Raw genomic sequence first — 24,229 nt, forward strand, 5'->3', positions numbered from 1 at the left:
AAAAGAAGTCATAAGCAGAAACAACAAAAGTTAATTGATCAGACACTATTTGATCGAGTGGTCATATTCAAATAGGAAATCCTGTTTTCAACCTGATGTAGAAATGTGTATAAAAAGCTTTGGCTACTTTTGCAGATTCAAACGTTGATATACCATCAGCATTTATTAGTAGAATTTCGGACTTTCATGGCACGTAAAAAGAGTTTTGGACAAACCTGGTGGGGAAAACAATGGATTGAGGTACTTGAAAAAATGGATCAAAGCGGGCGCCTGGCCCGGGGCCGTACCTATGCCAACGGCGGCGCGGTGCTGGCTATTAACTTTTCCAATAATACCATCAAGGCCAAAGTAAAAGGTACTCGGGCTATTCCTTACAAAGTTTCGTTTACGCTGACTCCTTTCACGGCTAACGAAAAGGTGAGGCTCATGGATTTAATTACAGATAATCCGCTTTTTTTGACCCAACTACTCAACCGTCAACTTCCCGCCGAGCTGTTTAACGAAAGCAAAGAACGGGGGATCAATCTCTTTCCGGGCAGTTGGAAGGATTTTCAGGCTACGTGCAGCTGCCCTGACTGGGGCGACCCGTGCAAGCATGGCGCGGCTGTGTTATACCTGATTGCCAACGAAATCGACAAGAATCCTTTCTTAATTTTTGAACTGCGCAACTTTGATCTGTTTCAGGGCCTGGAAGCACTTGGAGTGGCATCGGCAGAGCAGAAAGACGTGGAGATTCTGGACATAGCCGATTTGCGAAAGCCTTGCGAACTTGGCGAGGAAATCGTGTTTCGGCCTGAGGAGCATTTGTATGAATCGCTTGATTTTTCAGTAGTGCCTGAGTCCCGCGAGCACCTGCTTTCGCTGCTGTCGGACCAGCCACTTTTTTATAAAACAGGGAATTTCAAGCAAGTTTTACGCTCTTTCTACCAGGAGTCGCGCACCAAAGCGCTGGCGCTGTCGGGTTTGGATGAACTCCGCGAGCACACGTTTGATAAAGATTTGGATGCCATCGAGAGCGGGGAGTTGATTCTGGACGAAGCGATGATTTTTTTGCAGGCCAATTTTCGGGACATGAACGAGCGTTTGGTCTTTCAGTTCAACGAACTACCAAAATTTCTGGATTGGCTGCAACATTTTCCGCACAGTCAACTGCCGCAGCTTTCACCTCTTTTGCGAGGACTCTACCTCACCAACCGCTATGTTAATAAGCTCCTCGAGCAAGGCGGAATGCTGCCCCAACTTCTGCGGGTTCAACTCAAAAAACAGGCGTACTTTGTACGCTGGATTCCGGCCCTGCTCAACGAACAGATTGCGCAGGTGGCCGGGCAGGTAAAAGCCCTACTTCCGCCCGATTTTTTATTTTACAAAATAGGCCGCCACGATATTTATGAACCGCTGGCCTCTGAAAAATTTACGGTGCTTTGCTCGTTGCTGCTTACGGAGCGAGTCCGGCAGTTCAACGACCGCTACCACTATAAAGACACCGAACTGGACGACCTGTTTTTCCGGCGTGAATATGCCCGGTTTACGAGTTTTGACAGCCAGGAAATTCCCGCAAATATTCAGCTTTGGCTCAACAAGTTTTTCATTGCCCAACGTGACTACGTGCCGCTCCTTCAGGTAGAAGAAAGCGACGATTCGCCTAATTTCCGTATGCACGTGCTGGTAGAAAAAAAAGGTACCGGAGCCGAAGCACCCATCCCTTTTGAGCGTTTTATGGACGAGCCCGACTACGCCCCAATTCGTATGGGTGTCCTGCGCGATTTGTCGATGATGGCGGATCATTTTCCGCAACTCAACCAACTGATTTCATCCAAAGGAACGCAGCAGCTGCTCTTTACTCCCGAACAATTTCCGGATGTTTTGCTCAATATTCTACCAACCTTACGGCTCTTCGGCATCCGGATTTTGCTGCCAAAATCGTTGCAAAAACTCGTCCGTCCGCAGCTTTCCATGACCCTCGACAGCGAGGAAGATGGCAAAGTAGGCGCCAGCTCGGTCTTAAATCTGGAAGAAATGCTGAGCTTCCGATGGGAAGTTGCCGTAGGCGATCAACAGGTCAATACAGCGGATTTTATTCATTTAATTGAAAATTTCCGGGGTTTGGTCAAAATCAAGGATCAATATGTTCTCCTGGAAGAAAAGGAGATTCGTAACCTTCTGGACAAGCTCAAAAACCCGCCGGCGCTTGATTCTCAGGTGGTGCTGCATGCAGCCCTTACCGAAGAGTATAACGGCACGGGTATTCAGCTGACAGCCGCTGCCCGCAAAAGAATCAAAAAACTAACCGCTCCCGAATCCGTACAATTGCCCGCCACGCTGCGTGCAACCTTGCGGCCGTATCAGCAACGGGGCTATGAATGGCTTTACAAAAATGCCCGGATTGGCTTTGGAAGTCTGATTGCCGATGACATGGGACTGGGTAAAACTTTACAGGTCATTACGGCTTTACAAAAATTCAAAGAAGAAGGCGCCTTCAAAAAATACAAAGGGCTGGTGGTTGTGCCCACGACCCTGCTTACCAATTGGAGCAAGGAAATTGCCCGCTTCGCACCCGAACTTCGGGCAGTGGTTTATCATGGTACCAACCGCAGTCAGGCCGGATTTGCGCAGACAGATTTGGTCCTGACCACGTATGGCGTGGTACGTAGCGAGCAGGAAACTTTTTCAAAAACCACCTGGCCCGTACTAGTAATAGATGAAGCTCAAAATATCAAAAATCCTGCGACGGCACAAACCAAAGCCGTCAAAAAAATAAAGGCCGGCGTGCGTATTGCCATGAGCGGAACGCCCGTCGAAAACCGCCTGAGTGAGTATTGGAGTATTCTCGATTTTGTGAATAAAGGGTATCTCGGCACGCTGAAAAAGTTCACAACCGACTATGCCATTCCCATTGAAGTTGATCGCGATCAGCACCGACTTGATGTTTTTAAACGCCTGACCGAACCCTTCATTTTGAGACGTTTGAAAACGGATAAGACTATTATTCAAGATTTGCCGGACAAAATCGAGATGGATCAGTCCTGTCAGCTTTCCTCGGAGCAGGCAGCGCTTTACCAAAGCGTCGTAGACGCAGCCCTGCGCGGGATCGACGGCGCCAAAGATGGTTTCAATCGCAGTGGCCTTATTTTTAAAATGATGACCGCCCTGAAACAGATTTGCAATCATCCGGTGCATTACCTCAAAAAAGGAGACCTTGTGCTGGAAGCCTCCGGTAAAGCGGTGCTGCTGCTGGAACTGCTCCGGCAGTTGCTAGACACGGGCGAAAAAGCCCTGATTTTTACGCAATACGAAGAAATGGGCACGCACCTGCAAACCTTACTTGCAACCCATTTAGGACTGGAGGTCCCGTTTTTGCACGGAGGCGTGAGCCGTAAAAACCGGGATTTGATGGTAGAAGATTTTCAGGCCAACCGCGCCACGCGCGTATTGTTACTGTCGTTGAAAGCCGGAGGTACCGGCCTGAACCTAACCTCTGCCAATCATGTGATTCACTATGACTTGTGGTGGAATCCGGCGGTAGAAGCTCAGGCCACCGACCGGGCATTTCGCATTGGACAAACCCGGCGTGTGCTTGTTCACAGGCTCATTACACAGGGGACTTTTGAAGAAAAAATCAATATGCTGATTCAACAGAAAAAAGAACTCGCCAATCTGACAGTTTCAAACGGTGAAACCTGGATCGGCGAGTTAAGCAATCAGGATTTAAAGGAACTGGTGCGGCTTGGCTAATACATACGATGTGGACTATGAAATGAAACAACCAACCATATTTCATGACGCAATACTGGACCGCTGTTCGGTATACTGCACAACCTGTTGGCAAAGTAATTCATGAATTCTTTTTTTTCTTCTTCGGCTAAGGTAGAATTGCTGACCATTTATCAACACAACCCGGTTTTGGTCAAACCGGTCCACATATTTTAAGTTAATTAGCTCAGAACGACCTAACCGCATAAACGCTCGCCCGCATAAACGCTCTTCGAGGGTCCCGAGGGTAGTGGCTACCAACAATTTGCGGCCATCAGTAAAATGTACCTGCGTATAATTTCGATCTCCGGAACAAAATAGAATTTCGTCTACGTGAACCTGAGTGTGCCCGCCGATGTGTACATACGAGCAAAGCGACGTGAGTGAAATAGATTTCATAGTGTATGCGTAAAAAAGGTTGTGTGCAGATGTTCTTTTCCCCGGATTTAAAAGCTTAGTCGAAAAAATTAGTCGCAGGGAAACAGGACACGTAATTATTTTTACGATTTTCCTTACCTTTCCTCCGCAAGAAACCTTCCTATGAGCCTGTTTAGTAAACCCTTTGATGAGTCTCGCGTAATGGACGGAATTCGAACCGGTGGGTCCGAACGCCGCTTTTTTGAAAATATCCTCTATCAGAACTTTACCTATCTCATTCGGGATGGAGCACGAAGGCATACGCTTTCCGAAGATGACAGCTCCATTGTGTATTCAGACACTATTCTGACGGTCATCGAACACCTGATTTCCAGGCGTTTTGAGGGGCGATCAGGTATCAAAACCTACGTACATCAAATTTTTACAAACAAATGTGTTGACCTTATTCGAAAACATTCGACTAAGAAGGCACAGGTCTTTCAGGGTGAAGGACTGTCAGAAATGTTAAATCTTTTGCCGGACGATACCCACTCGGCCATTCAAACACTCATGCAACAGCAGGATGTAGACCTGCTTCGACAACGACTCACGCAGCTGGGCGATAAATGCCATCGGATGCTTTGGGCCTGGGGCGAAGGTTTTACAGATGTAGAAATTGCCCGGGAAATGGGCTATCAGTCAGCAGCGGTCTCCAAAACGAGCCGTCAACGCTGTCTGGATCGACTTCGGGAATTATATCTCTCCGCCTATAAAAACTAAACAAGAGTATGGATACACGTATTGAGCCCTACTTTAATAAAGAGTTATCTTCTGCCGAGCAAAGCATTTTTGAGCAAGACCTACGGCAAAATCAAACGCTGGCAGAAGAGGTAGCCTTTTATTTACAAACCCGGCAACTCATCAGGCAGGAACTACTAGCCGAGCGCCATGCTGTGTGGCAGGAACTTGCCCAAAGGCCTCAGCCTCGCCCAATACGTCCTATATGGACATTGGCAGCTGTGGCCGCCCTATTAGTAATCGCCCTCGGTTTGGGTTGGAATTGGCTTCGGCCAACCTCGCCTACGGCACAAGCGCTAGCGCAAACCTACATTGAACAGCAGCTAACTAGCCTACCGGTCCTTATGGATGCAGGAACTGATAGCCTGCAAAAAGCGATTGACTCCTATAATCAAGGGGAGTTTGAAAAAGCCGGACTACTGGCCCAAGCCCTGCTCCAACAGCAGCCGGCCAGTGCCGAGGCTTTGAATCTGGCGGGATTGTCAGCGCTTAGACTGCAACGATATGAGCAGGCCATTGTTCATTTTGAAAAGCTGGCTCAGCAAAAGGATTTGTACGCAAATCCAGGTACATTCCACGTAGCATTGGCCTTACTTATAAGAAATGAACCATTGGATAAAAAACAGGCTGAATCTTTACTTAAAGAAGTAATTTCAAAGAATCTGGAAGGAAAAGAACAGGCCGAAAAGTGGTTATTGAGTTTTGATCAATAGCGTGAATAATCGGTACTGACTCCCCATCCGTTAAAATATACCCACTATCTCATTAACCCGCTAAACCCCCTGTCCAATGGAACCCGACTTTTCTACCCTGACCAAGAAAGAATTAGAAAATTTTGGAATTTACACACCAATTGAAAGACGTTTGGATGAACAGAAAAATCCATATTGGGTTAACCCTGTTCAGAAGATTCTAATTATCCATCCAGCCTGTTTTGACCATGCAGGTATTCCTTCAAAAACTAATAAAAAAACACTTGCCGAGTGGGTAAAAACAAGAATTATCAGGCAGATTCCTCCTTCAAATCAGCCTGCACCCATTTTCAGCAAAGGCACCTTCGTATGGAGTTTTGAGGAGAACAAAGAAAAAAAAGTCCTGTTTCGAATCATTCGCATCAGCGAGTGTCCCAACGACCGATCGGAGTATCATGGCCCAAGCCTGACCTTGCTTATAGAATGGGATAGAGCGGCGTATTCCGGGAGTGGGGATATCGTACCTTTTCCGGGCCTGTTTGTTCAAACCGACAACGAATTTATTTTAAATCCGAATCCAAATAATAAACCCGGCCATCCCCCAATCAGTGAGGGGGATGTAACACATGTGTACCCTTCTGATTTTAAACCCTTTACCACACAGGACGCTGCTTATTTCCAGCAAGTATCGCAAGGACATCGAACTAAACCCATTGTGGCAGTGATGGACACGGGTTTATACTATAAATGGGAGGATCGTCGCGGCAATCCACCTAATCCACTCATCAAAAGGCATTATGAAAAAAATAACGTAAAGGTTGATTTCATTCTTGCCCGCAGAAAAAGAAAAGGTTGTCGGCCTTCAGCTATGTATGGCTATTGCGGCATTACGGATTATTTGGTCCGCCCCGTCCCAAATTCAAGGCTTGACGTTCTAAATGATTTATCTACTGCACAGATACTTTCAAGTCCCTATGACGACCATTTGGTGGATCAGGAACATGCCGGTGGAGTTATAAAAAATCAAGTGGGTCGGCATGGTACCGTTATCTCGGCCATCCTTAGCCACCATAAGTGCCAGGTACTACCTGTCAAAGCTTTCAGTAACGCCGGCATAGGAATGCTCTTTGATGTTCTTTGCTGCTGCAACTATATACTGTCTAGCAAGCGTAATGGCCTGCCCATTCAGGTCATCAATGCTAGTTTTAGTGGTGTTCTATCCACTCAAAATATTGCTATTTTTAAGAATAAATTAAGAGCTATGACTCAAACCCATAAAATCTGGGTGGTGGCATCCTCAGGCAACAACAATTATAACCTCGATACTAACCCGCGCTACCCGGCCTCTTTTGGACTGCCTCTTGCCAATGGTGGCCTGGAAAGAGTCATCACGGTCAACTCTTTTTATGATGAGCGCGTGGTTGGCAATACGGGCATGGCCGTTTCGCTAACCGTAAAATCCTCGGTATCAAATGGTTTCCTCTCTCAACTACCCATTGCAAACGACGAGCCCATTCAAGGCACATCATTTGCGGCAGCTTACGTATCAGCAGCTCTAGCTTCTGTTGTAGCCTCAGCTCCAGCCAGCTCAAGAGCAGCAGCATTGTCTTCTGTGCAGTCCACTAATTTCCCTACCATTACTTTCAGCTAATCGTAAAGGAATAAAATGAAAGTAGCAGCCGTTTGGGTTGGTCTAATGATCCTTTGCGGGCTTTGTGGCCTGACCAAGGCTGCCTGCCCTGACCGGAACAGTTTTTCTCTTGACTTACAGAAGATCAGCTCTATAAGCTACGACAGCACAGGCCTTACACAGCAACGGACCAGGCTGCATGCATGGCTAAAGCGCTGGGAAAAATGCTATGAGAAGGCTGACTCTACCTACATTTCCGCACTCAATCAACTGGCTTATGTATACAATTTTACGTATGACTACCAACCTGCCATTCGATACGCTACGCAGGCTATTGCGCTCTATGGAAGTACACGAGGCAGTCTTCGGCTGAAAACCAGTGATTATGCAAAAACCTGTTACCGATTAGGGGTCTATCTGGATGCCGCCAATGAAACGGAGAAATCTCTTTCGTTTTTATTAAAAGCCTTTGAATCAGGCAAAATTCATCCCGACGGCATACGGTGGGCTTCGGCGGCCTGCCCATATATTACGTATTCATACTATGTAAAGGGTGATTTTGAGCAGGCTTTGTTATATGCTTCCCAAGGGGAGCACCTGGCATATATGCTTGGTTCAGATATTCAGATCTCCAAATTATTCGAACAAAAAGCACAGGTTTTACAAAGTCTGGGGCGCTTTAATGAAGCTAAAAATGCCATAGAAAAAGCCATTTTACTCGTGCGTTACGATGCTGATAACCAGGAATCGCATGCTGGTCAGGAACGGCTGCTTGGGGTTATTCTGCAAGAAATGGGCGATCAAAAAAATGGATTAAAGCATCTGCAAGCGGCATTCAAACTAGCCCGTCTTCATCAAAACCCCAATCTTTCGGACTACGCCAACGCTTTGGGGCTGCACTTTTATAGGCAAAAAAATTACCAGAAAGCGATTAGTTACTTTAAAGAAGCCTACCAAATCAATAAAAGTCAGTATAGTAAAAGTGTTCTATTCGACCATCTGGGGCTGGCGTCTTGCGCACTTGGGAAATTTGATGAGGCGTTACGCTACCACCAGAAAGGACTAACTCAACTCTCGGTTCCATTTCGTGATACGTCTCTGACGGCTCTTCCCAGGGCGGCAACAATTCGCTCAGAACCTCAAAAAGAATATTTTCTGCTTTTGGTTCAGGACAAAGCCGCTACCTGGCTGACTTACGCCCGGAAAACATCCAGCCATAAAAAATTCAAATTGCAACAAGCACTTCACACGTTCATGCTGGCAGACAGTATGATTGATTTTATGCGGTGGGAGCTCTCGGGCGAAAGTTCAAAGCTATTCTGGCGAAAAAAAACCCGGACAATGTACGAACAAGCGCTGGAAACCTGTTTTCTGTTGAATAATACAGAAGCCGCTTTTCATTTTTTTGAAAAAAGCCGAGCAGTTTTGCTGAGCGATAAATTAAATGAACTGAACGCTGCCCAACGATTATCAGAAGATGATTCGGAACAGGAAAAAAAGCTAAGCCATCGCATTCGTTTCCTGCAAAATGAAGTAAACTCCCCGGGAAATAGCAGGCAAATCCGTCAGAAATATGAATCTGAATTGCTAAATACTCTCTTTGAACAAGAGAAATTCATCAAGAGGTTGGAAACCACTAATCCACAATATTTCAGGTATAAATATGACAGCCATATAATTTCTCCTCGGGCGTTTCAAGAGCAATCTTTGAAGCCTACAAGTACATTACCCGAAAGCGCTTACCTTTCCTACTTTGTTGGTGACAGCAGCCTCTTTGGCTTATGTATTCAGAGCCATGATATTGCTTTAAAACGTCTGGATTTAGAAAAATACCGGTATTTCCTACATCAATTCAAACCTTTGTTAATCAGCCGCAATGCACAAAATAAACAGTTTACACAACTAATATCATCATCATCAGGTCTTTACGAATGCCTGCTTAAACCTTTTGGTTTGAGCAAAGGCACACGGCTGATTATCTCTCCCGATGGCGAATTCCTACCTTTTGGAGCATTTAGTCTATCGCCAACGCAGCCCGATTTCCTCATTCGACATCATGCCATAAGCTATGTCTATTCGGCTCGTTTCCTTGAAAAAAATGAATCTTCAGCTACTTCATTCTGGCCACCTGGTCCATCGTTTCTGGGTGTAGCCCCTATTGAATTCCCCTCGGCTATGAATCTGGCCAGCCTGTCTGGCTCTGACAAGGCAATTACTGCGCTCAATTCTCATTTTCATTTTCCTAAAAATCTTATAGGAAAAGATGCTTCCCGCCAGGAATTCATGAATCAGGCTCAGCACTTTCAAATCGTTCAACTTATTACTCATGCGGATGCTGACAGCCTGGAAGCCCCTACACTCTTTTTTGCAGATTCGACCCTTGCTCTATCTGACCTGCCCGGAGGAAAGCGTTTTCAGACGCAGCTCATGGTATTGTCAGCATGCAAAACCGGAAGTGGTACCTACCAGCGGGGGGAGGGTGTATTTAGTTTTGCCCGAGGTTTTTTGGCGCTTGGCATTCCATCAACTCTGACGACCCTCTGGAATGTAGAAAACCAAACTATCTATGAATTAAATCAATCGTTTTACGAACACCTGGCAACCGGTCTGCCCCTGGATATAGCCTTGCAAAAAGCACAGATTGCATGGCTTACTGGCAATAGTCGTTCTAATCAGCTACCTTTCGCATGGGCTGGCATCGTGCTTATCGGCCAAACCAGACCGGTTATGACTGCCTCTTTCTCCGATGACTGGTTCATTCTGATAGCGTTGGGGTTCATATGTGGATTGATTTGGGGAATTAAACGATATATTTCAACCCGAAAGACAAACCCGGGATAACTGCTTCCCATCCTAACTTTTTTGGTAACGTGATTTGAGATTTGGCATATTCAGCAAGAGCCCTTAATTTCACCACCTATGGAAACAAACCCCAATAACCTTCGTGACCTGATTCGGCTGGCGCTTCGTGAAGACGCCGGAGATGGCGATCATTCTTCTCTTTCATGTGTTCCGGCAGATGCCACCAATCAGGCTCGTTTGCTGGTTAAACAAGCAGGTATTTTGGCCGGTGTTGACGTGGCCCTGCTGGTTTTTGAGGAGGTAGATCCCACCCTAAACGTGCAGCCGTTACTGGCTGATGGAGCGTCCATTCAGCCCGGAGAAATCGTCCTGACAGTATCAGGAAATACCCAGTCGATTTTGCTTGCGGAGCGACTGATGCTCAACATCATGCAACGTATGAGTGGCATTGCAACCTATACCCGAAACCTTGTTGATCTGATTGCCGATCTGCCCGTTAAGCTGCTGGATACACGAAAGACAACGCCCAATTTTCGGGTTTTTGAGAAAATGGCTACCCGTATTGGTGGCGCGGCCAATCACCGCATGGGGCTCTACGATATGATTATGCTGAAAGATAATCATGTGGATTATGCAGGCGGAATTGAAGCCGCTATTGGCCGGGCCAATGCCTACCTGCAAAGCACCGGACGAACGCTGAAAATTGAAATTGAAGCCCGTAATTTGAGAGATGTTGAAGAAATTCTGCGTATCGGCGGTGTAGATATAGTCATGCTGGATAACTTTTCACTGGAAGATATGCGAGTGGCTGTACAAAAAATTGGTGACCGATTTGAGACCGAAGCGTCAGGAAATATCAATGAAAAAACAATTCGGGCTGTGGCCGAAACGGGCGTAAACAGTATTTCGAGCGGAGCTTTGACTCATCAGGTCAAAAGCCTGGATCTCAGCCTTAAAGCCTATTGAGAAAATGACGTAAACTCTATTTTATACGAAAGAATCAATGCAACAAACAAGCTGTATCAGGAAATCCATTTTCCGGGTGCAGCTTGTTTGTTTGTTATTTGTCACTCAGATTTGCATATCTCAAACTCCTCCCCGGCAGGAAATCGATTTTTCTTCGTTCATTCAGGAGCTTTTTCCGGTTCCAGTCGACGACGCCAACTACAACGATCTATACGAAGCGCTGTTTCAACTTTATGCCAATCCACTGGACCTGAACACCGCCACCCGCGACGAACTTGCCGCCACCTTCATCCTGACCGCTGAACAATTAGATGCCTTTATAGCCTATCGGGGCAATTTTGGTGCGCTTTTGTCCTTATATGAATTGCAGGCAGTACCCACGTTTGACCTGCCAACGATTCGACGGCTGTTGCCCTTTGTGACACTTCAACCCCGTCAGGCCTCATGGAATGAACTCCTGCATAGCCCCACCCAACATTTTCTTATTTTACGCAGTGAGCGGTTACTAGAACAACAAAAAGGTTTTTCTAAAATCGATTCCGGCTCAACCTCCACAAGCCGCTATGCGGGCGGTCCCTATCAGTTATATGCCCGGTACCGATATGCAAGAGCAGGTGCTTACAGCCTGGGTTTTACGTTTGAGCAAGATGCTGGCGAGCGCTGGAACTGGCAGCCGAAGCGTCAGATTTTTGGCGTAGATTTTACCTCATTTCACGCACAACTTCAAAATCGGGGTATTTTTAAGAATGTCATTTTGGGAGATTTTCAGATGCAGGCTGGACAAGGGCTTTTGATGGCTGCGGGTTTTGGATTGGGCAAAGGTACCGAAACAATCCTGACAGGTTACCGAAGTACGCTCGGATTGCGGCCACATACCTCTGTACTGGAAGCGGGCTTTTTTCGGGGAGCAGCGGCTACTCTTGCGCTTACCAGGCAATGGGACATGACGGTTCTGGCATCAGGCGTGCGGCGGGACGCCAGCCTGAACACTGATTCCGAGGAACTTCTGGTTTCTTCTCTGCTCCTTGCCGGACTGCACCGCACACCGGCCGAACGCGAAAAACAGGCGCTTATTCCTGAAAAAAACCTGGGTTTTCATACGGCTTATAATCTACCCGGTCAGCGGGGAAAAATCGGCCTTACGGCCCTATATACGCATTTTGGCGTAGCGTTGGAGCGTCGAAATCTGCCCTACAATGTATTTGAATTTAAAGGAAAGAACAACCTCAGTTTGGGACTACACGGCGATTATCTCTGGAAAAACCTCCATTTTTTTGGCGAAGGCGGACGGTCGTCGAGTGGGGGTCTTGGAGGTATTGGCGGGTTGATTGCCCCGCTTGGCAGGACTCTAGACGCCACGTTTATACTGCGTCACTACGATCGCAATTTCCACACGTTTTATGGTAGTCCACTTACCGAAGGTTCGCGCCCCATCAACGAATCGGGGGCATATTGGGGACTTCGGTACAGTCCAAACCGCCGGTGGCAGTTCAGCGGATTTTATGATCGGTTTAGCTTCCCGTGGTTGAAATATCAGGTCAATGCACCCTCTGAGGGTAATGACCGTCTGCTGCACGTTCGATTTTCTCCCAACAAAAAATTTACTGCCGTGGCTCTTTTTCATCAGGAACAAAAAGAACGCAACCGCCCCGGAAACACCACTCCGCTGCCCGAACTTACGCAAACAATCCGTCGAACAGCCTCCTTACAAGCCGATTATGACGTGCCTTTGCGCTTTGCCATTCGTACCAGAATTCAGGCGGGACAGTTTGTGTATAGAGGAATTTCGAGTTCTACGGGTTTCACCGTGGTTCAGGATATAACCTGGCGATTGCCTAAAATCGAAATTAGCGCCCGCATGGCATTTTTTGCCACCGACAACTACGATAGCCGACAGTATGTATATGAAAAAGATGTACTGTATGCGTTTTCATTGCCTGCCTACTACAACCGCGGCACCCGGCACTACCTGATGGCCCGCTATGCAGTTTCAAAAAAAATACGCGTATGGCTTCGGTGGTCGCAAAGCCGTTTTTCCAATCAGGAAGAAATAGGCAGCGGGCTGAGCCAAATTGAGGGCCCAACCCGCAGTGAACTGAAAGCTCAGCTGATGTATACTTTTTGACAATTCTTTTAGTAAATCCAATAACCTGCTACCAACTCTTTACTCTTTGGGGCGTGCGCGTGCCGGATCAATTATGGTTTCGGCCCGATTGACCGCTGAGGCACCAAAGTATCCGAGCGCTTTTTTCCCATTCGGATTGACGTTCCTGATATTTGTGGGAATATTGGCCGGAGGTACCGCAAAAATTCCGCCATTAGACGACTCCTGCCTAACCTGCTGCAGAAAATAGTACGCTTCGTTGGTGATGCTGTGCAATTCTACACCTACGGTATCGCCCGCCGAAAAAAGTTGATTAATAGTAATGGATTGACGAAGTGGCAGGATAAACATGAGGCCGTCCGAAGGAGAACCGGGGCTAAAAGACGCATCATAGGCAATTGAAATTGACGTCGGTTCATTGGCATAAAGCTTGCCTCCTTTGAGAGATTTGATCCAGTAGGTATCGCCAATTCCGGTAAAATCTCGTGCAAAAAACTCGGCAATGTAGCCTTCCCGCGGGCCTTCGGGCGGGTCAATCGGAAAACGCTCTTCGGTATAAATCAAAGAATCGATGGTCGGCACCCGTTTAATTTCATTGGCAGATACGTATTCCTCGCCTTCGTAGCGAATCCGCAGAGTGTACGTTCGGCCAATTTTTCCTAACGCCACCGAATCTGATTCCGGCGTCCATTGGTATATTCCGTTGTTTTGTACATCCTGAAAAACATAGGAATTCCCGGCGTCGTCGGTGAGCTCTACGGAGGCCTGTAAAGCCGGGAGCGCCGCTGCATTATTAAAATAAGCCGCCGAACGACTCAGTCGGATCGTTTGCGCACCGGGCTGATTGGTAATCCAGCCATCCACGACCAATTGTTCCGGCCCGGTTTCGGTATCAAGCGTAACTACGTCTTCGCAGGAAGTTAGCAGGAAGAACGGCGAAAGCAGCGTGAGATAAAAAAGAAGGTATTTTATGGATATTTTCATACTAATTTCCTGGTAAGAGCTCGTCTTATGGGTGAAGTGAAATTCTTGTTTGGAGTGTCAATTCCTACAAAAAAGCTTACTCCACGTCACCGGTTGAATGAACTTAGAATTTAAAATTGTAGGTAATGGCAGGAATGAATGACCCAATCACTGAAAAGCGAATCGCCTCGGTCAGGAGCGGATTATTTTCATTTTGCTGTACATATACGGAGTACGGATTGCGGCGATTGTAGGCATTATAAACCGAAAACACCCATTCACTCTCTCCTGTTTTGAATAGCTTTTTACGGGCTTTAAGCGTAGCGGCCAGGTCCAGGCGATGGTAGGCCGGAATCCGGTTATTGTTTCGGGCATTGTACACGTTGTGCGGCAGAGCCCAGCCGTTCCATTCAAATCGATTGGTAGGGAATGTGGCGGGAGTTCCGGAAGCAAAGGTAAAATTTGATGATAACGTAAATCGCTCCGTGAGGTTGTAAATGCCAACCGCCGTAAAATTATGAGGTTTATCAAATCGGGCCGGAAACCAGCCATCGTTGTTTACGCCTTCCACAAGTCGTTCGGTACGAGCCAGGGTGTAGCTGAGCCATCCGGTGAGGCGACCTTTATTTTTCTTGACATAAAACTCTGCGCCAAACGCTCGTCCTTTCCCAAAAAGCAAATCGCCTTCCACAAACTGATTGAGCAAAAGATCCGAATTACGGACGTAGTCAATTTGGTTTTGAAGTGATTTGTAATAGACCTCCACAGAGGCTTCGTAGGTATTGTCCCGAAAATTCTGAAACCAACCCAACGCCACCTGATCGGCGATTTCGGGCTTGATGCGCGCGGTACTCAGCGTCCAAACGTCAAGTGGAGAGCTTGCGGCGGTATTGGACAGCAGGTGTAAGTATTGAGTCGTTCGGTTATAGCTCGCTTTGAGAGATGTACGGCTATTAAGCCCGAGATTCATGGCAAAGCGCGGCTCCCAGTTGCCATAACTGGCAATTGTCTCGCCATCTTCATAGTCAGTACCCGGAAACTGCGGCACCTGCCGCTCGCCTTTTTGCACCTCTTGATAATCGAACACCGTACCGGGGCCGAGATTGCGGTAAAATGAATACCGCAAGCCATACTGCAACGAAATTCGCTCCGATACTTTTTGCTCATTGGCAATGTACAACGCCGATTCATCGCCATAGCGGGATTCAAGACTAATGTCGCGGCGTTCGCCACTCGAAATGGCGACCGCTGAGCCGGGACGGGTGTCGTAATAAATATACTGCCCGCCAAAACTCAGCTGATTGTTGGGGGTGAGATAGTACGTAAAATCAGGCTTGACGCTGCTGCTGATAATTTTTGAGTTCCATTCAAATTTATCCTGCGCATCGTCATCATTACGGCTTGATTCCAGCGAATAATCATAATTGCTGTAATAGGCCGTCAGATTCAGGAAAAGTTTGTTGGAAAAAATATGATTCCAGCGGGCAGTGGCCGTCCCATTGCCCCAACCAAACCCAAAATCGGCACCGAACACATCCCGTCCGAAATAGCCTGACGCAAAGAATGTGTTCTTGTCATTCAGGCGGTAGTTTACTTTTGCCGTAAGATCATAGAAACTAAACCGGCTATTTCTTAAATCTTTATTAAGAAAAGGCTTCGCCAAAACGTCAATATAAGAACGCCGTGCTGCCACAATAAACGAACCGTCACCTTCGGCAAAGGGTTGCTCGTAGGTCAGGCGTGAGAAAATTGACCCGATGCCGCCATTGATCTCCCGTTTTTTGGTATTCCCTTCTTTCATCCGAACGTCCAGAATAGAAGAAATGCGCCCGCCATACTGAGCGGGAATACCACCTTTGATAAGCTTTACATCCTTGACTGCATCCGGGTTAAAGACGGAGAAAAATCCGAAGAGGTGCGAAGAATTGTAGACCGGAGCTTCGTCGAGCAAAACCAGATTTTGGGATACATCGCCCCCGCGTACGTTGAAGCCCGAAGCGCCTTCGCCGACGGTAGTTACACCGGGCAATAATTGGATACTTCTAATAACATCCACCTCACCAAGCAGCGCCGGAATCTTCCGGATCGTTTTGATGTCTACCTTATTGACCGACATCTCAATACTTCGTACGTTTTCGTCCTCTTTGCGAGTCGATACCACGACTTCCTGCAACTGCCGGCCTTCTTCGGCCAGTTCAATGTCCAGTTTTTGATCTGAATTCAGCGAAACAGAATTTGTACTTTTTTCATAACCAATATAACTGAAAACCAACGTGTAACTGCCTTCCGGCAGGGTAATCGAATAAAACCCGTAGGGATTCGTAACTACTCCTGTGTTAGCCTCCCGCACATACACCGATACTCCAATGAGCCCTTCGCCATTTGAGCGGTCTTTTGCGTAGCCACTCACCGTAAATTTAGCCTGAGCGTATACTTCTGCACTGCTCATCAGCCCTACTACACCCAGAATCAACAGACGTAAGATAATTTTCATAAATTGAATTTTTCCGCTCTCTATTTTTTTTACAAAACAAACCAGAATGCGTATAGTTTTCCAAAAAAGAATGACGAACCAACGATTATGTGGCCTGAACGGGAATAAAAGAAGAGTAAAAGCGACGAATGTATTGGGAATTTGTTCAGAAAGAGAGGCACAATCCCAACTAAACAGCATAAGAAGTAAAGCGAGCTGCGCTGAAGCAGCAAAAATCCTCTTCATAACCGAAGAGGATTTTCTAACAAATTCGTAGTAAAAACTTTTAGATACTTAGCGTACCTTTTTCGTAAGCCTTCCTGATTGTAGCTTCTATACCGTTTTTATTGATAGTACGGAGAGCCGAAGTAGAAACTTTCATTGTAATCCATTCGCCCGTTGAGGGAATGAAGAAACGTTTCTTCTGCAAGTTCGGGAAAAACTTACGCTTCGTCTTATTGTTAGCGTGAGAAACATTATTTCCAACGCGGGTTCTTTTTCCTGTAATTTGACAAACCTTAGCCATGATCTTTCAACTTTTTGCAAATGAGGGTGCAAATATAGCAAACCCAACCTGTTATCCCAAATGCTTTTTTAAAATAATTCCTTGAAGGACGCCTATTTATCACTTTTGCGAAAGCCATACGGGCAGTGCAGGCAGCCGTTTTTGCAGCAGTAGCCCCTTTTGAGATGATACGCCTGCGTAAAAACCATAAACCCCTTCTCATTCAGGTAGTAATCTTCCTGTACGAGGCCATTTCGGAGCGGAATTTCGGGGGTATTCTTTCTTCGTATACTCACTTTTGCGCAGCGATGAGGGTTTTACTACTTTTACAGCACAACCCCGAAACAGATATTTTTGTTCTTAATTCAATTCCTATATGAAATACACCGAAACAACACACCTGACCGCCAGTCAGCAGGCTATCGACCTGGAATGGACCTATGGCGCACATAATTACAAACCCATGCCCGTGGTGCTGAACCGTGGACTCGGCGTAGAAGTCTGGGACGTAGAAGGAAATCAATATCTCGACTTTCTTTCGGCTTACAGTGCAGTAAGTCAGGGACATTGTCATCCACGAATCATCAATGCGATGATTGAGCAGGCACAGCGGCTTACGCTTACGTCACGGGCTTTTCATAGTGACCGGCTCGGCGAATGTGAAAAATTTCTGTGCGAGTATTTTGGCTACGACAAAGTACTGATGATGAACTCGGGAGTTGAAGGCGGAGAAACCGCGCTCAAATTGACCCGAAAATGGGCCTATAAAGTAAAGGGAGTTCCACAAGACAAAGCCGTAACGGTATATGCCACGGGCAATTTCTGGGGCCGCACCCTGGCAGCAATTTCTTCCTCAACGGATCCAACAAGTACAGACGACTACGGTCCTTTTTTACCAGGTGTGGAGTTGGTACCTTATAATGACCTGGCTGCGCTGGAACATGTTTTTAGTAAAAATCCAAACATTGCAGGGTTTATGGTGGAGCCGATTCAGGGAGAAGCCGGGGTGGTAGTTCCTGATGAAGGCTACCTCAAAGGAGTTCGCGAGTTGTGCACGCGGTATCAGGTTCTTATGATTGCAGACGAAGTGCAAACCGGCATTGGCCGAACCGGCAAACGTTTGGCATGCGATTGGGAGGGCGTTAAACCGGATATTCTTGTTTTGGGGAAAGCTTTGTCGGGCGGCACAATGCCGGTGTCCGCAGCTCTTGCCGACGACGAGGTCATGCTCACGATTCGCCCCGGTGAGCACGGCTCTACGTATGGAGGCAACCCGCTCGCATGCGCCGTTACGATGGAAGCGCTGCGTGTGGTTGATGATGAAAAACTGGCCGAAAACGCCGAAACGATGGGTCAACTTTTCCGCAGCCGGATGACGGATCTTATGGCAAAAACCTCACTCGTGGAGCTTGTTCGGGGAAAAGGTCTGCTGAATGCGCTCGTGATCCGGGACACCGAAGACAGCAAAACGGCGCATGAGCTGTGCCTTTCCATGATGCACAAAGGATTGCTTTGCAAGCCCACTCATGGCAATAAAATCCGCTTTGCTCCCCCACTCGTGATTACTGCCGACCAAATGAACAAAGCCTGTACGATTATCGAAGAAGCTTTTTTGGAGTTTTAATTAAGGCTTTGTTTATAACCTAAAAAACGTCGGGAAAGGGCATATGCCCTTTCCCGACGTTTTTTATACTACCTGCGCAAGCGTCTATCTAACGCACTCGCTCATCATTTTTGTAGTAGCCTGTTTCACGATTACCGTTGGTTTTGTACAAAACACCGTATCCATCCCGGATGCCTTGTTTGAAATTTCCAACAAATCGTTCTCCATCCGAGTAGTAGTACGTGCCTTTTCCGTGGGGAACATTTTCAAGAAAATAACCTACATATTTATCTCCATTGGTAAAATAGTACGTTCCCCGTCCGGAACGCAGATCACTTTCGAACTCGCCCTTGTACCGGATCATCCCTCCCGGATAAAACTGCACGCCTTCACCACTTTTTTCTCCCTCCACAAAATAGCCTTCATAGCGTTCCTGATTTTCTTTAATCAAAATACCGGGACCATTGAAGCAATCGCCGGATACACAACCGGGAATGGCGCGCAGGGTAATATCCGTTTCAATTACTTCTACTTCCGGTTCGGGTTTTGTGGTTGTCGGACGATATATGGGTTCTTGCTGTTGACGGGCAGCTGAGGCAGTTGCAACAGCAGGTATTGGATTTTTGTACCAAAGCGGATACATTCGCTCAGCATCTTCCCATCCTCTGCTAATGGCGTCGCTTCTGATCTTGCGGCCCGGATGCGAATCCGTATTTTCTTCACTGGAAAGCGTACGAATCGCAATCAGGGATTCTTCCAGCGAAGCGCCCAATTGATGCAGTACAAAACCCGAAAAACGATCCGCTTCGAGTTCTTTTTCGGGCCGGCTGCCCTGCCCGTCAATAGTGTGCCCCTGTAAATGATGGCCAATTTCGTGCGCCACAATGCTGATTGCTGACCAATCGGTATTAGTCAGGCTTTCGACCTGTTTCATAAACTGACCGTCATAAATTATAAAACGTTTTCCGTCTACAACCGTAGCAAAGCAGTTTTCGGTATTGGGGCATTCCACTACTACAAAATTTCGCATGAGGCCAACCGGCTGTAAAATTCGCTCAACTACCCGTTCAGCATGGCGATTGGACGTAAAGGAAAGATAGTTGCAAATTTCCTGCGGATTTCGCAGGCCGTTTCCAACGTAGTTACACACGAATGGTTCAGCAGCAGAGTGGTGGTCTGACTGGGCAATAGCTGAACACCCTGACGAAAACAAAAAGCAAAAGAAAACATTCCGGAGCATCTGAAAAGGGTTTTTCATGACCAAAGAAGCGGGCTAGGAGAAATCTAAACTGTCTTTAATTTCGTAAATTATAACGGGAAAACTACAAAACTCTTGTGTAAACCCTTCTCAATTCCAGAATTTCCGGAAAGTAGCTTTTTATTGATAACTTTATGTTTCTAAATTAGTAGTACTGAATACTGTAATTCGCCCGATGGCGTTACTTTAAACCGAACAAATCCCTGGCTTTCTGAACCTATCAAATATTTATGAAAAAAAATAATTTCTGTCTCTTTATCAGCGTCTTAGCTCTGTTAACATCGTGTAAGGAAACGTCCGTTGTACCTGATGGAAATCCACCCGATGCGGAAGTAAATGAGTGGATACTGGACAATATGAAAACCTGGTATTTCTGGAACGACAAACTGCCTGCAAGCCCGGATTTTGCGCAAACTCCTCAAAACTTTTTCAGCTCCATTCTTTACAGATACGACGCGTCACTGCGCCCCGATGGCGATCGTTTTTCGTGGCTTCAGGAAAGCGCCGATGAGCTCAAAGCGTCATTGAGTGGTGAAACTACGAGCACCGGACTGGAATTCAGGCTTTTGCGCTATGCCAGCAATGGCAACGAACTCTACGGAATTGTTACGTACGTGATCAAAGGTTCACCCGCAGAAAAAGCAGGCTTCAAACGGGGTGATTTTTTTACGCAGGTAAACGGACAACAGCTGACACTATCAAACTACTACGCTTTGTTATATACCGGTAAAGAAACAAAAGCAATCCGATTGGGTCAGCTCAATGCGTCCAATCAGGTAGTTGATAGTGAAACTTCCCGAAGTATCGCTTCACAGGTTCTGCAATCAGATCCGGTGTACTTTGATACTGTTTTTGTAAATGGCAGCAAAAAAGTAGGCTATCTGGTGTATCATCAGTTCGTTCCGGGGCCGAACAATAGCTCGGTAAAAACGTACGATCAGGCTCTGGAAAAAGTATTTGCCTCCTTCAAAACCAAAGGTATAAATGAGCTCATTATTGACTTTCGGTATAACAGGGGAGGATACGTAAGTTCGGCAACCCAACTGGCAAGCATGATTGCCAAAGGTGTATCGTCAACTGATGTTTTCTATTACAAAGAATACAACAAGATTGTGACCCCTTCCCTTGAAAAACAATATGGCAAGTCATTTTTTTTCGAAAGCTTTTTAACTAAAAGCCAAAATGTGGGTGGTAATTTGAATCGGGTAATTTTCCTTACTTCTACTTCTACTGCTTCTGCCAGCGAGCTAGTAATCAATGGTTTAAAACCTTTTATGCCCGTAGTAATTATAGGCGGAAAAACTACTGGCAAGAACGTTGGTTCCATCACAATTTCCGACGACTCCAAGCGAATCAAATGGGGCATTCAGCCGATCGTTTCCAGATCGGCCAATAGCCTGAGAAGCTCTGAATATACGGCTGGTTTTGAGCCTAATGTAGCCAAAACGGAAGGGTCGGTATTGTATCCCTACGGCGATCCGCGCGACCCGCTATTGGGCGAAGCTCTGTACCAAATTTATGGCACCCGGGTAGCCCGCCGTGGAGTTGACGAAGAGCCTGTCCCACCAACCGGACCCGATGTACACTCTTCGATAGACCGGCAGGCTGCGGGAGGAAACATGTTTTTTGATTTTCCCTATCCTAAAAAATAAAGCCATTTTCCGTTACCAAATAGACCCCATGCCATCTAAATAATTGATGGCATGGGGTTTTTTATAAGAGAGTATTCGTACCTTGTTCACTCACCTTCACTCTTAAACACTATAACGTATGAGTATTATTACATGGATTATCGTTGGCCTTATGGCCGGAGCCATTGCAAAAGCTATTCATCCGGGCAAAGATCCGGGAGGATTTTTCGTCACCATGTTGATTGGGATCGCCGGTGCGGTAGTTGGAGGTTTTATTTCGCAGGCTTTGGGTTTTGGCGCTGTGGATGGTTTCAATATTAGCAGTCTGTTTATCGCCATTTTGGGCGCTGTTCTTCTTCTCTTTCTATACCGAAAATTTGGCAGTAAATCCTAGTTAGTAATCTATTTTTGGTACATAAAAAAGAGACTGTCTCCCATAAATCAGGGGCAACAGTCTCTTTTTTGTTTTTTAATAGCGCTTTATTGATTGATCGTCAGCACAATTTTCCCAAACTGAGTTCCATCGTCCATGCGGCGTAAGGCAGTTTCAATTTCTTCCAGGGGCAGCACCGAATCCACAATGGGTGTAAGCTCTTTTTCTTCTATAAATTGAATCATTGCCTCAAATTCGTCCTCAGTACCCATTGTGGTACCTAGTATGTTAAGTTGTTTAAAAAACACTTTCGCAGGCACCAAATCAGTAATATTTCCGGTAGTTCCGCCATAAAAACAGATCGTTGCACCAGGCGCCGCTACGTCTACCAATCGTGCAAAACCACTCCCGCCTGCGCTATCAATAATGACATCAAAGTAGCCTGTTTTTGGACCCTGCGCTTTCACGAGCAAATCGCGGTACCAGGTAGGCGACTTATAATTAACGCCTCCCTTGGCACCAAGCTGCATGGCCTGTTGAATTTTTTCCTCCGAGCCTGACGTCACCCACACCTCTGCGCCCGCTGCAAGCGCAAACTGAATGGCAAACAACGCCACTCCCCCCCCAGCACCCGTAACAAGTACCCTATGCCCGGCTTTCAGACAGCTGCGTGTCATCAATGCCCGCCAGGCAGTTAAGCCCGCCAACGGAAGCGCGGCAGCATCGGTAATCGACAAATGGGACGGCTTTTCAGTAATATAGCGCAGATCCATTTTGATATATTCGGCAAAAGTACCGTTGTCGGGTAAACCCAAAATTTTGTAATCCGGGCTATAAAAGGCCGGATTATCTCCCCAATTGTGCGACGGATTAATAATTACCTCTTTATCAAGCCAGTATTCGCTCACACCATCGCCGATTTCAGCCACCACACCGGCACCGTCGGAGCCCGGAATCAGGGGAGTTTTTATATTGGGATAAAGCCCTTTCTGAATCCATACGTCGCGGTGATTGAGTGCAGCGGCCAGAAGTTTTACGACAACCTCACCCGGTCCGGGAGTGGGTTTTTCGACTTCCTGAATAAGTAAGGGTTGATGAAGTGCTTGTAATACGGCGGCTTTCATGGAGGTTTTTTGAGGTTAGTGAATTTTTAGAGATAAATTGAATTTAGAAGTAAGTACTCGTTATTATTTAGTTTTTATAAAATGGGCAATCAAACAATGGTGCAAATATTTGATTATCAGCACAATAAACAACTAATCACTAATAACCTAATGGCTACTTAAAAGGTTTGAAAGGAAACTTACTTTCTCCCCTGCTCAACCGCAGCGCGTACGCTGCCGTACGCTTTCAAAAGTGCGTCAGCCTGCTCAACAGATACATTTAGTTCGTCCTGCACCATTCGGATAGCACGGTCGACGAGTTTATGATTAGACAACTGCATATCGACCATTTTATTTCCTTTGACATGTCCGAGTTGAATCATTACGGATGTGGAAAGCATATTCAGGACCAGTTTCTGCGCCGTCCCGGATTTCATGCGGGTACTGCCCGTCACAAACTCCGGCCCAACAACCACCTCCACCGGAAACTCCGCGGCGTCAGCTACGGGTGAGCCCTCGTTGCAGACAATGCAACCGGTCAGGATTCCCAAGCTACGGGCCTGCTGAAGTCCACCGATTACGTAGGGCGTGCGCCCGGAAGCAGCAATGCCAATCAGAGAATCAAGGGAATTGATCTGATATTCCTGAACGTCTTTCCAGGCCTGCTCCGCATCATCTTCGGCATATTCGACAGCCCGGCGAATAGCCCGGTCGCCTCCGGCAATTAGCCCAATGACCCGGTCATGAGCTACACCGTAGGTTGGCGGACACTCGGACGCATCTACAACCCCGAGCCGTCCACTCGTGCCTGCACCAATGTAAAATAGTCTTCCACCCTGCCGCATGCGCAGAACTACCTGTTCAACAAGTTTTTCCAATTGAGGAATGGCTTTTTCCACAGCCAAGGGGACGAGCTGATCTTCCCGGTTAATATTAATGAGCAAGTCACGTACGCTCATTTTTTCCAGATCATCGTAAGCGGAGGCAGATTCGGTGCTTAACATAAATTTACTATAAAATGGTATTTTTTGTAGTTATAACTGACTATTCTCAGGACACTCGTTTCGTACAAAGATAAGCAATGCTGCAATTCTATGTAATTCATGCAAAAAGTAGATGGAATATTTGGAAAATAGAAAGATAGCTTACTTCTTTGTGAAGGAATTACGCATTTAGCGAAATTTCACTGCCAGACTAATTTCCTTTTTTATGAATTGCGCT

Annotated in this window: 18 protein-coding genes; 10 read left to right on the top strand and 8 right to left on the bottom strand. The window is 46.5% G+C overall.

The features are described from left to right. Positions 1-186: 186 nt before the first annotated feature. On the top strand, positions 187-3,732 hold the full coding sequence (locus EZE20_RS15940) for a DEAD/DEAH box helicase (protein ID WP_132119429.1): 3,546 nt from the start codon (positions 187-189) through the stop codon (positions 3,730-3,732). A gap of 42 nt (positions 3,733-3,774) precedes the next feature. On the opposite strand, the gene EZE20_RS24065 is transcribed toward EZE20_RS15940, so the two are convergent. Further along, a complete protein-coding gene (locus EZE20_RS24065) occupies positions 3,775-4,149 on the bottom strand; it encodes a LytR/AlgR family response regulator transcription factor (RefSeq protein ID WP_165933490.1) in 375 nt (124 codons plus the stop codon). A gap of 141 nt (positions 4,150-4,290) precedes the next feature. Between EZE20_RS24065 and EZE20_RS15950 the strand changes: the two genes are divergently transcribed. The 6 genes from EZE20_RS15950 to EZE20_RS15975 all read left to right on the top strand — a co-directional run bounded on the left by EZE20_RS15950 (position 4,291) and on the right by EZE20_RS15975 (position 13,120). After that, on the top strand, positions 4,291-4,887 hold the full coding sequence (locus tag EZE20_RS15950; protein ID WP_132119433.1) for an RNA polymerase sigma factor: 597 nt from the start codon (positions 4,291-4,293) through the stop codon (positions 4,885-4,887). Between the two features lie 8 nt (positions 4,888-4,895). Further along, positions 4,896-5,618 (top strand): tetratricopeptide repeat protein, encoded by a 723-nt coding sequence (locus EZE20_RS15955; RefSeq protein ID WP_132119435.1) that lies wholly within the window; start codon positions 4,896-4,898, stop codon positions 5,616-5,618. A 76-nt stretch (positions 5,619-5,694) separates the two neighbouring features. Further along, the gene (locus EZE20_RS15960) at positions 5,695-7,248 is read left to right on the top strand and encodes a S8 family serine peptidase (protein WP_132119437.1); all 1,554 of its coding nucleotides are present in this window, start codon (positions 5,695-5,697) and stop codon (positions 7,246-7,248) included. A 15-nt stretch (positions 7,249-7,263) separates the two neighbouring features. Then, entirely contained in the window at positions 7,264-10,068 is a 2,805-nt protein-coding gene (locus tag EZE20_RS15965; RefSeq protein ID WP_132119439.1) for a CHAT domain-containing protein, read from the top strand. Positions 10,069-10,146: 78 nt separating this feature from the next. Further along, positions 10,147-10,995, top strand: coding sequence for a carboxylating nicotinate-nucleotide diphosphorylase (gene nadC / locus EZE20_RS15970; protein ID WP_132119441.1), 849 nt, complete (start codon positions 10,147-10,149; stop codon positions 10,993-10,995). Positions 10,996-11,032: 37 nt separating this feature from the next. Further along, positions 11,033-13,120: a ComEA family DNA-binding protein gene (locus tag EZE20_RS15975; protein WP_228713802.1), complete on the top strand. Its 2,088-nt coding sequence runs from the start codon at positions 11,033-11,035 to the stop codon at positions 13,118-13,120. 39 nt (positions 13,121-13,159) lie between these two features. Here the strand turns inward: EZE20_RS15975 and EZE20_RS15980 are convergent, their stop codons facing one another. The 4 genes from EZE20_RS15980 to EZE20_RS15995 all read right to left on the bottom strand — a co-directional run bounded on the left by EZE20_RS15980 (position 13,160) and on the right by EZE20_RS15995 (position 17,330). After that, the gene (locus EZE20_RS15980; RefSeq protein WP_132119443.1) at positions 13,160-14,083 is read right to left on the bottom strand and encodes a DUF4249 domain-containing protein; all 924 of its coding nucleotides are present in this window, start codon (positions 14,081-14,083) and stop codon (positions 13,160-13,162) included. Positions 14,084-14,186: 103 nt separating this feature from the next. Next, a complete protein-coding gene (locus EZE20_RS15985; protein ID WP_132119445.1) occupies positions 14,187-16,556 on the bottom strand; it encodes a TonB-dependent receptor in 2,370 nt (789 codons plus the stop codon). A 265-nt stretch (positions 16,557-16,821) separates the two neighbouring features. Further along, positions 16,822-17,061 (bottom strand): 50S ribosomal protein L28, encoded by a 240-nt coding sequence (gene rpmB / locus EZE20_RS15990; RefSeq protein ID WP_132119447.1) that lies wholly within the window; start codon positions 17,059-17,061, stop codon positions 16,822-16,824. Between the two features lie 92 nt (positions 17,062-17,153). After that, complete coding sequence (locus EZE20_RS15995) at positions 17,154-17,330, bottom strand: DUF5522 domain-containing protein (protein WP_199879909.1); 177 nt, start codon at positions 17,328-17,330, stop codon at positions 17,154-17,156. A gap of 86 nt (positions 17,331-17,416) precedes the next feature. On the opposite strand from EZE20_RS15995, the gene rocD reads away from it, so the two are divergent. Then, entirely contained in the window at positions 17,417-18,664 is a 1,248-nt protein-coding gene (rocD, locus tag EZE20_RS16000) for an ornithine--oxo-acid transaminase (protein WP_132119451.1), read from the top strand. 88 nt (positions 18,665-18,752) lie between these two features. Here the strand turns inward: rocD and EZE20_RS16005 are convergent, their stop codons facing one another. Further along, positions 18,753-19,901, bottom strand: coding sequence for a hypothetical protein (locus EZE20_RS16005; RefSeq protein ID WP_132119453.1), 1,149 nt, complete (start codon positions 19,899-19,901; stop codon positions 18,753-18,755). Positions 19,902-20,131: 230 nt separating this feature from the next. Here EZE20_RS16005 and EZE20_RS16010 point away from each other — a divergent pair, with 230 nt between their 5' ends. Then, positions 20,132-21,553, top strand: a complete 1,422-nt coding sequence (locus tag EZE20_RS16010) for a S41 family peptidase (protein ID WP_132119455.1) — start codon at positions 20,132-20,134, stop codon at positions 21,551-21,553. A 118-nt stretch (positions 21,554-21,671) separates the two neighbouring features. Then, a complete protein-coding gene (locus tag EZE20_RS16015; RefSeq protein ID WP_132119457.1) occupies positions 21,672-21,926 on the top strand; it encodes a GlsB/YeaQ/YmgE family stress response membrane protein in 255 nt (84 codons plus the stop codon). 86 nt (positions 21,927-22,012) lie between these two features. Here EZE20_RS16015 and EZE20_RS16020 read toward each other — a convergent pair whose 3' ends face one another. Both EZE20_RS16020 and murQ read right to left on the bottom strand, forming a co-directional pair. Beyond that, positions 22,013-23,029, bottom strand: coding sequence for a quinone oxidoreductase family protein (locus EZE20_RS16020; protein WP_132119459.1), 1,017 nt, complete (start codon positions 23,027-23,029; stop codon positions 22,013-22,015). A 179-nt stretch (positions 23,030-23,208) separates the two neighbouring features. After that, positions 23,209-24,012 (bottom strand): N-acetylmuramic acid 6-phosphate etherase, encoded by an 804-nt coding sequence (gene murQ / locus EZE20_RS16025; RefSeq protein WP_132119461.1) that lies wholly within the window; start codon positions 24,010-24,012, stop codon positions 23,209-23,211. Between the last annotated feature and the right edge of the window lie 217 nt (positions 24,013-24,229).

The sequence above is a fragment of the Arundinibacter roseus genome (assembly GCF_004348825.1).
GTDB lineage: Bacteria > Bacteroidota > Bacteroidia > Cytophagales > Spirosomataceae > Arundinibacter > Arundinibacter roseus.

Coding starts and splice junctions, on each gene's coding strand:
- EZE20_RS15960 (WP_132119437.1), top strand. CDS start 5,695: ATGGAACCCGACTTTTCTACCCTGACCAAGAAAGAATTAGAAAATTTT.
- EZE20_RS15985 (WP_132119445.1), bottom strand. CDS start 16,556: ATGAAAATTATCTTACGTCTGTTGATTCTGGGTGTAGTAGGGCTGATG.
- rocD (WP_132119451.1), top strand. CDS start 17,417: ATGAAATACACCGAAACAACACACCTGACCGCCAGTCAGCAGGCTATC.
- EZE20_RS16020 (WP_132119459.1), bottom strand. CDS start 23,029: ATGAAAGCCGCCGTATTACAAGCACTTCATCAACCCTTACTTATTCAG.
- EZE20_RS15940 (WP_132119429.1), top strand. CDS start 187: ATGGCACGTAAAAAGAGTTTTGGACAAACCTGGTGGGGAAAACAATGG.
- murQ (WP_132119461.1), bottom strand. CDS start 24,012: ATGTTAAGCACCGAATCTGCCTCCGCTTACGATGATCTGGAAAAAATG.
- EZE20_RS15965 (WP_132119439.1), top strand. CDS start 7,264: ATGAAAGTAGCAGCCGTTTGGGTTGGTCTAATGATCCTTTGCGGGCTT.
- EZE20_RS16010 (WP_132119455.1), top strand. CDS start 20,132: ATGAAAAAAAATAATTTCTGTCTCTTTATCAGCGTCTTAGCTCTGTTA.
- rpmB (WP_132119447.1), bottom strand. CDS start 17,061: ATGGCTAAGGTTTGTCAAATTACAGGAAAAAGAACCCGCGTTGGAAAT.
- EZE20_RS16015 (WP_132119457.1), top strand. CDS start 21,672: ATGAGTATTATTACATGGATTATCGTTGGCCTTATGGCCGGAGCCATT.
- EZE20_RS16005 (WP_132119453.1), bottom strand. CDS start 19,901: ATGAAAAACCCTTTTCAGATGCTCCGGAATGTTTTCTTTTGCTTTTTG.
- EZE20_RS15980 (WP_132119443.1), bottom strand. CDS start 14,083: ATGAAAATATCCATAAAATACCTTCTTTTTTATCTCACGCTGCTTTCG.
- EZE20_RS15955 (WP_132119435.1), top strand. CDS start 4,896: ATGGATACACGTATTGAGCCCTACTTTAATAAAGAGTTATCTTCTGCC.
- EZE20_RS15975 (WP_228713802.1), top strand. CDS start 11,033: ATGCAACAAACAAGCTGTATCAGGAAATCCATTTTCCGGGTGCAGCTT.
- nadC (WP_132119441.1), top strand. CDS start 10,147: ATGGAAACAAACCCCAATAACCTTCGTGACCTGATTCGGCTGGCGCTT.
- EZE20_RS15950 (WP_132119433.1), top strand. CDS start 4,291: ATGAGCCTGTTTAGTAAACCCTTTGATGAGTCTCGCGTAATGGACGGA.
- EZE20_RS24065 (WP_165933490.1), bottom strand. CDS start 4,149: ATGAAATCTATTTCACTCACGTCGCTTTGCTCGTATGTACACATCGGC.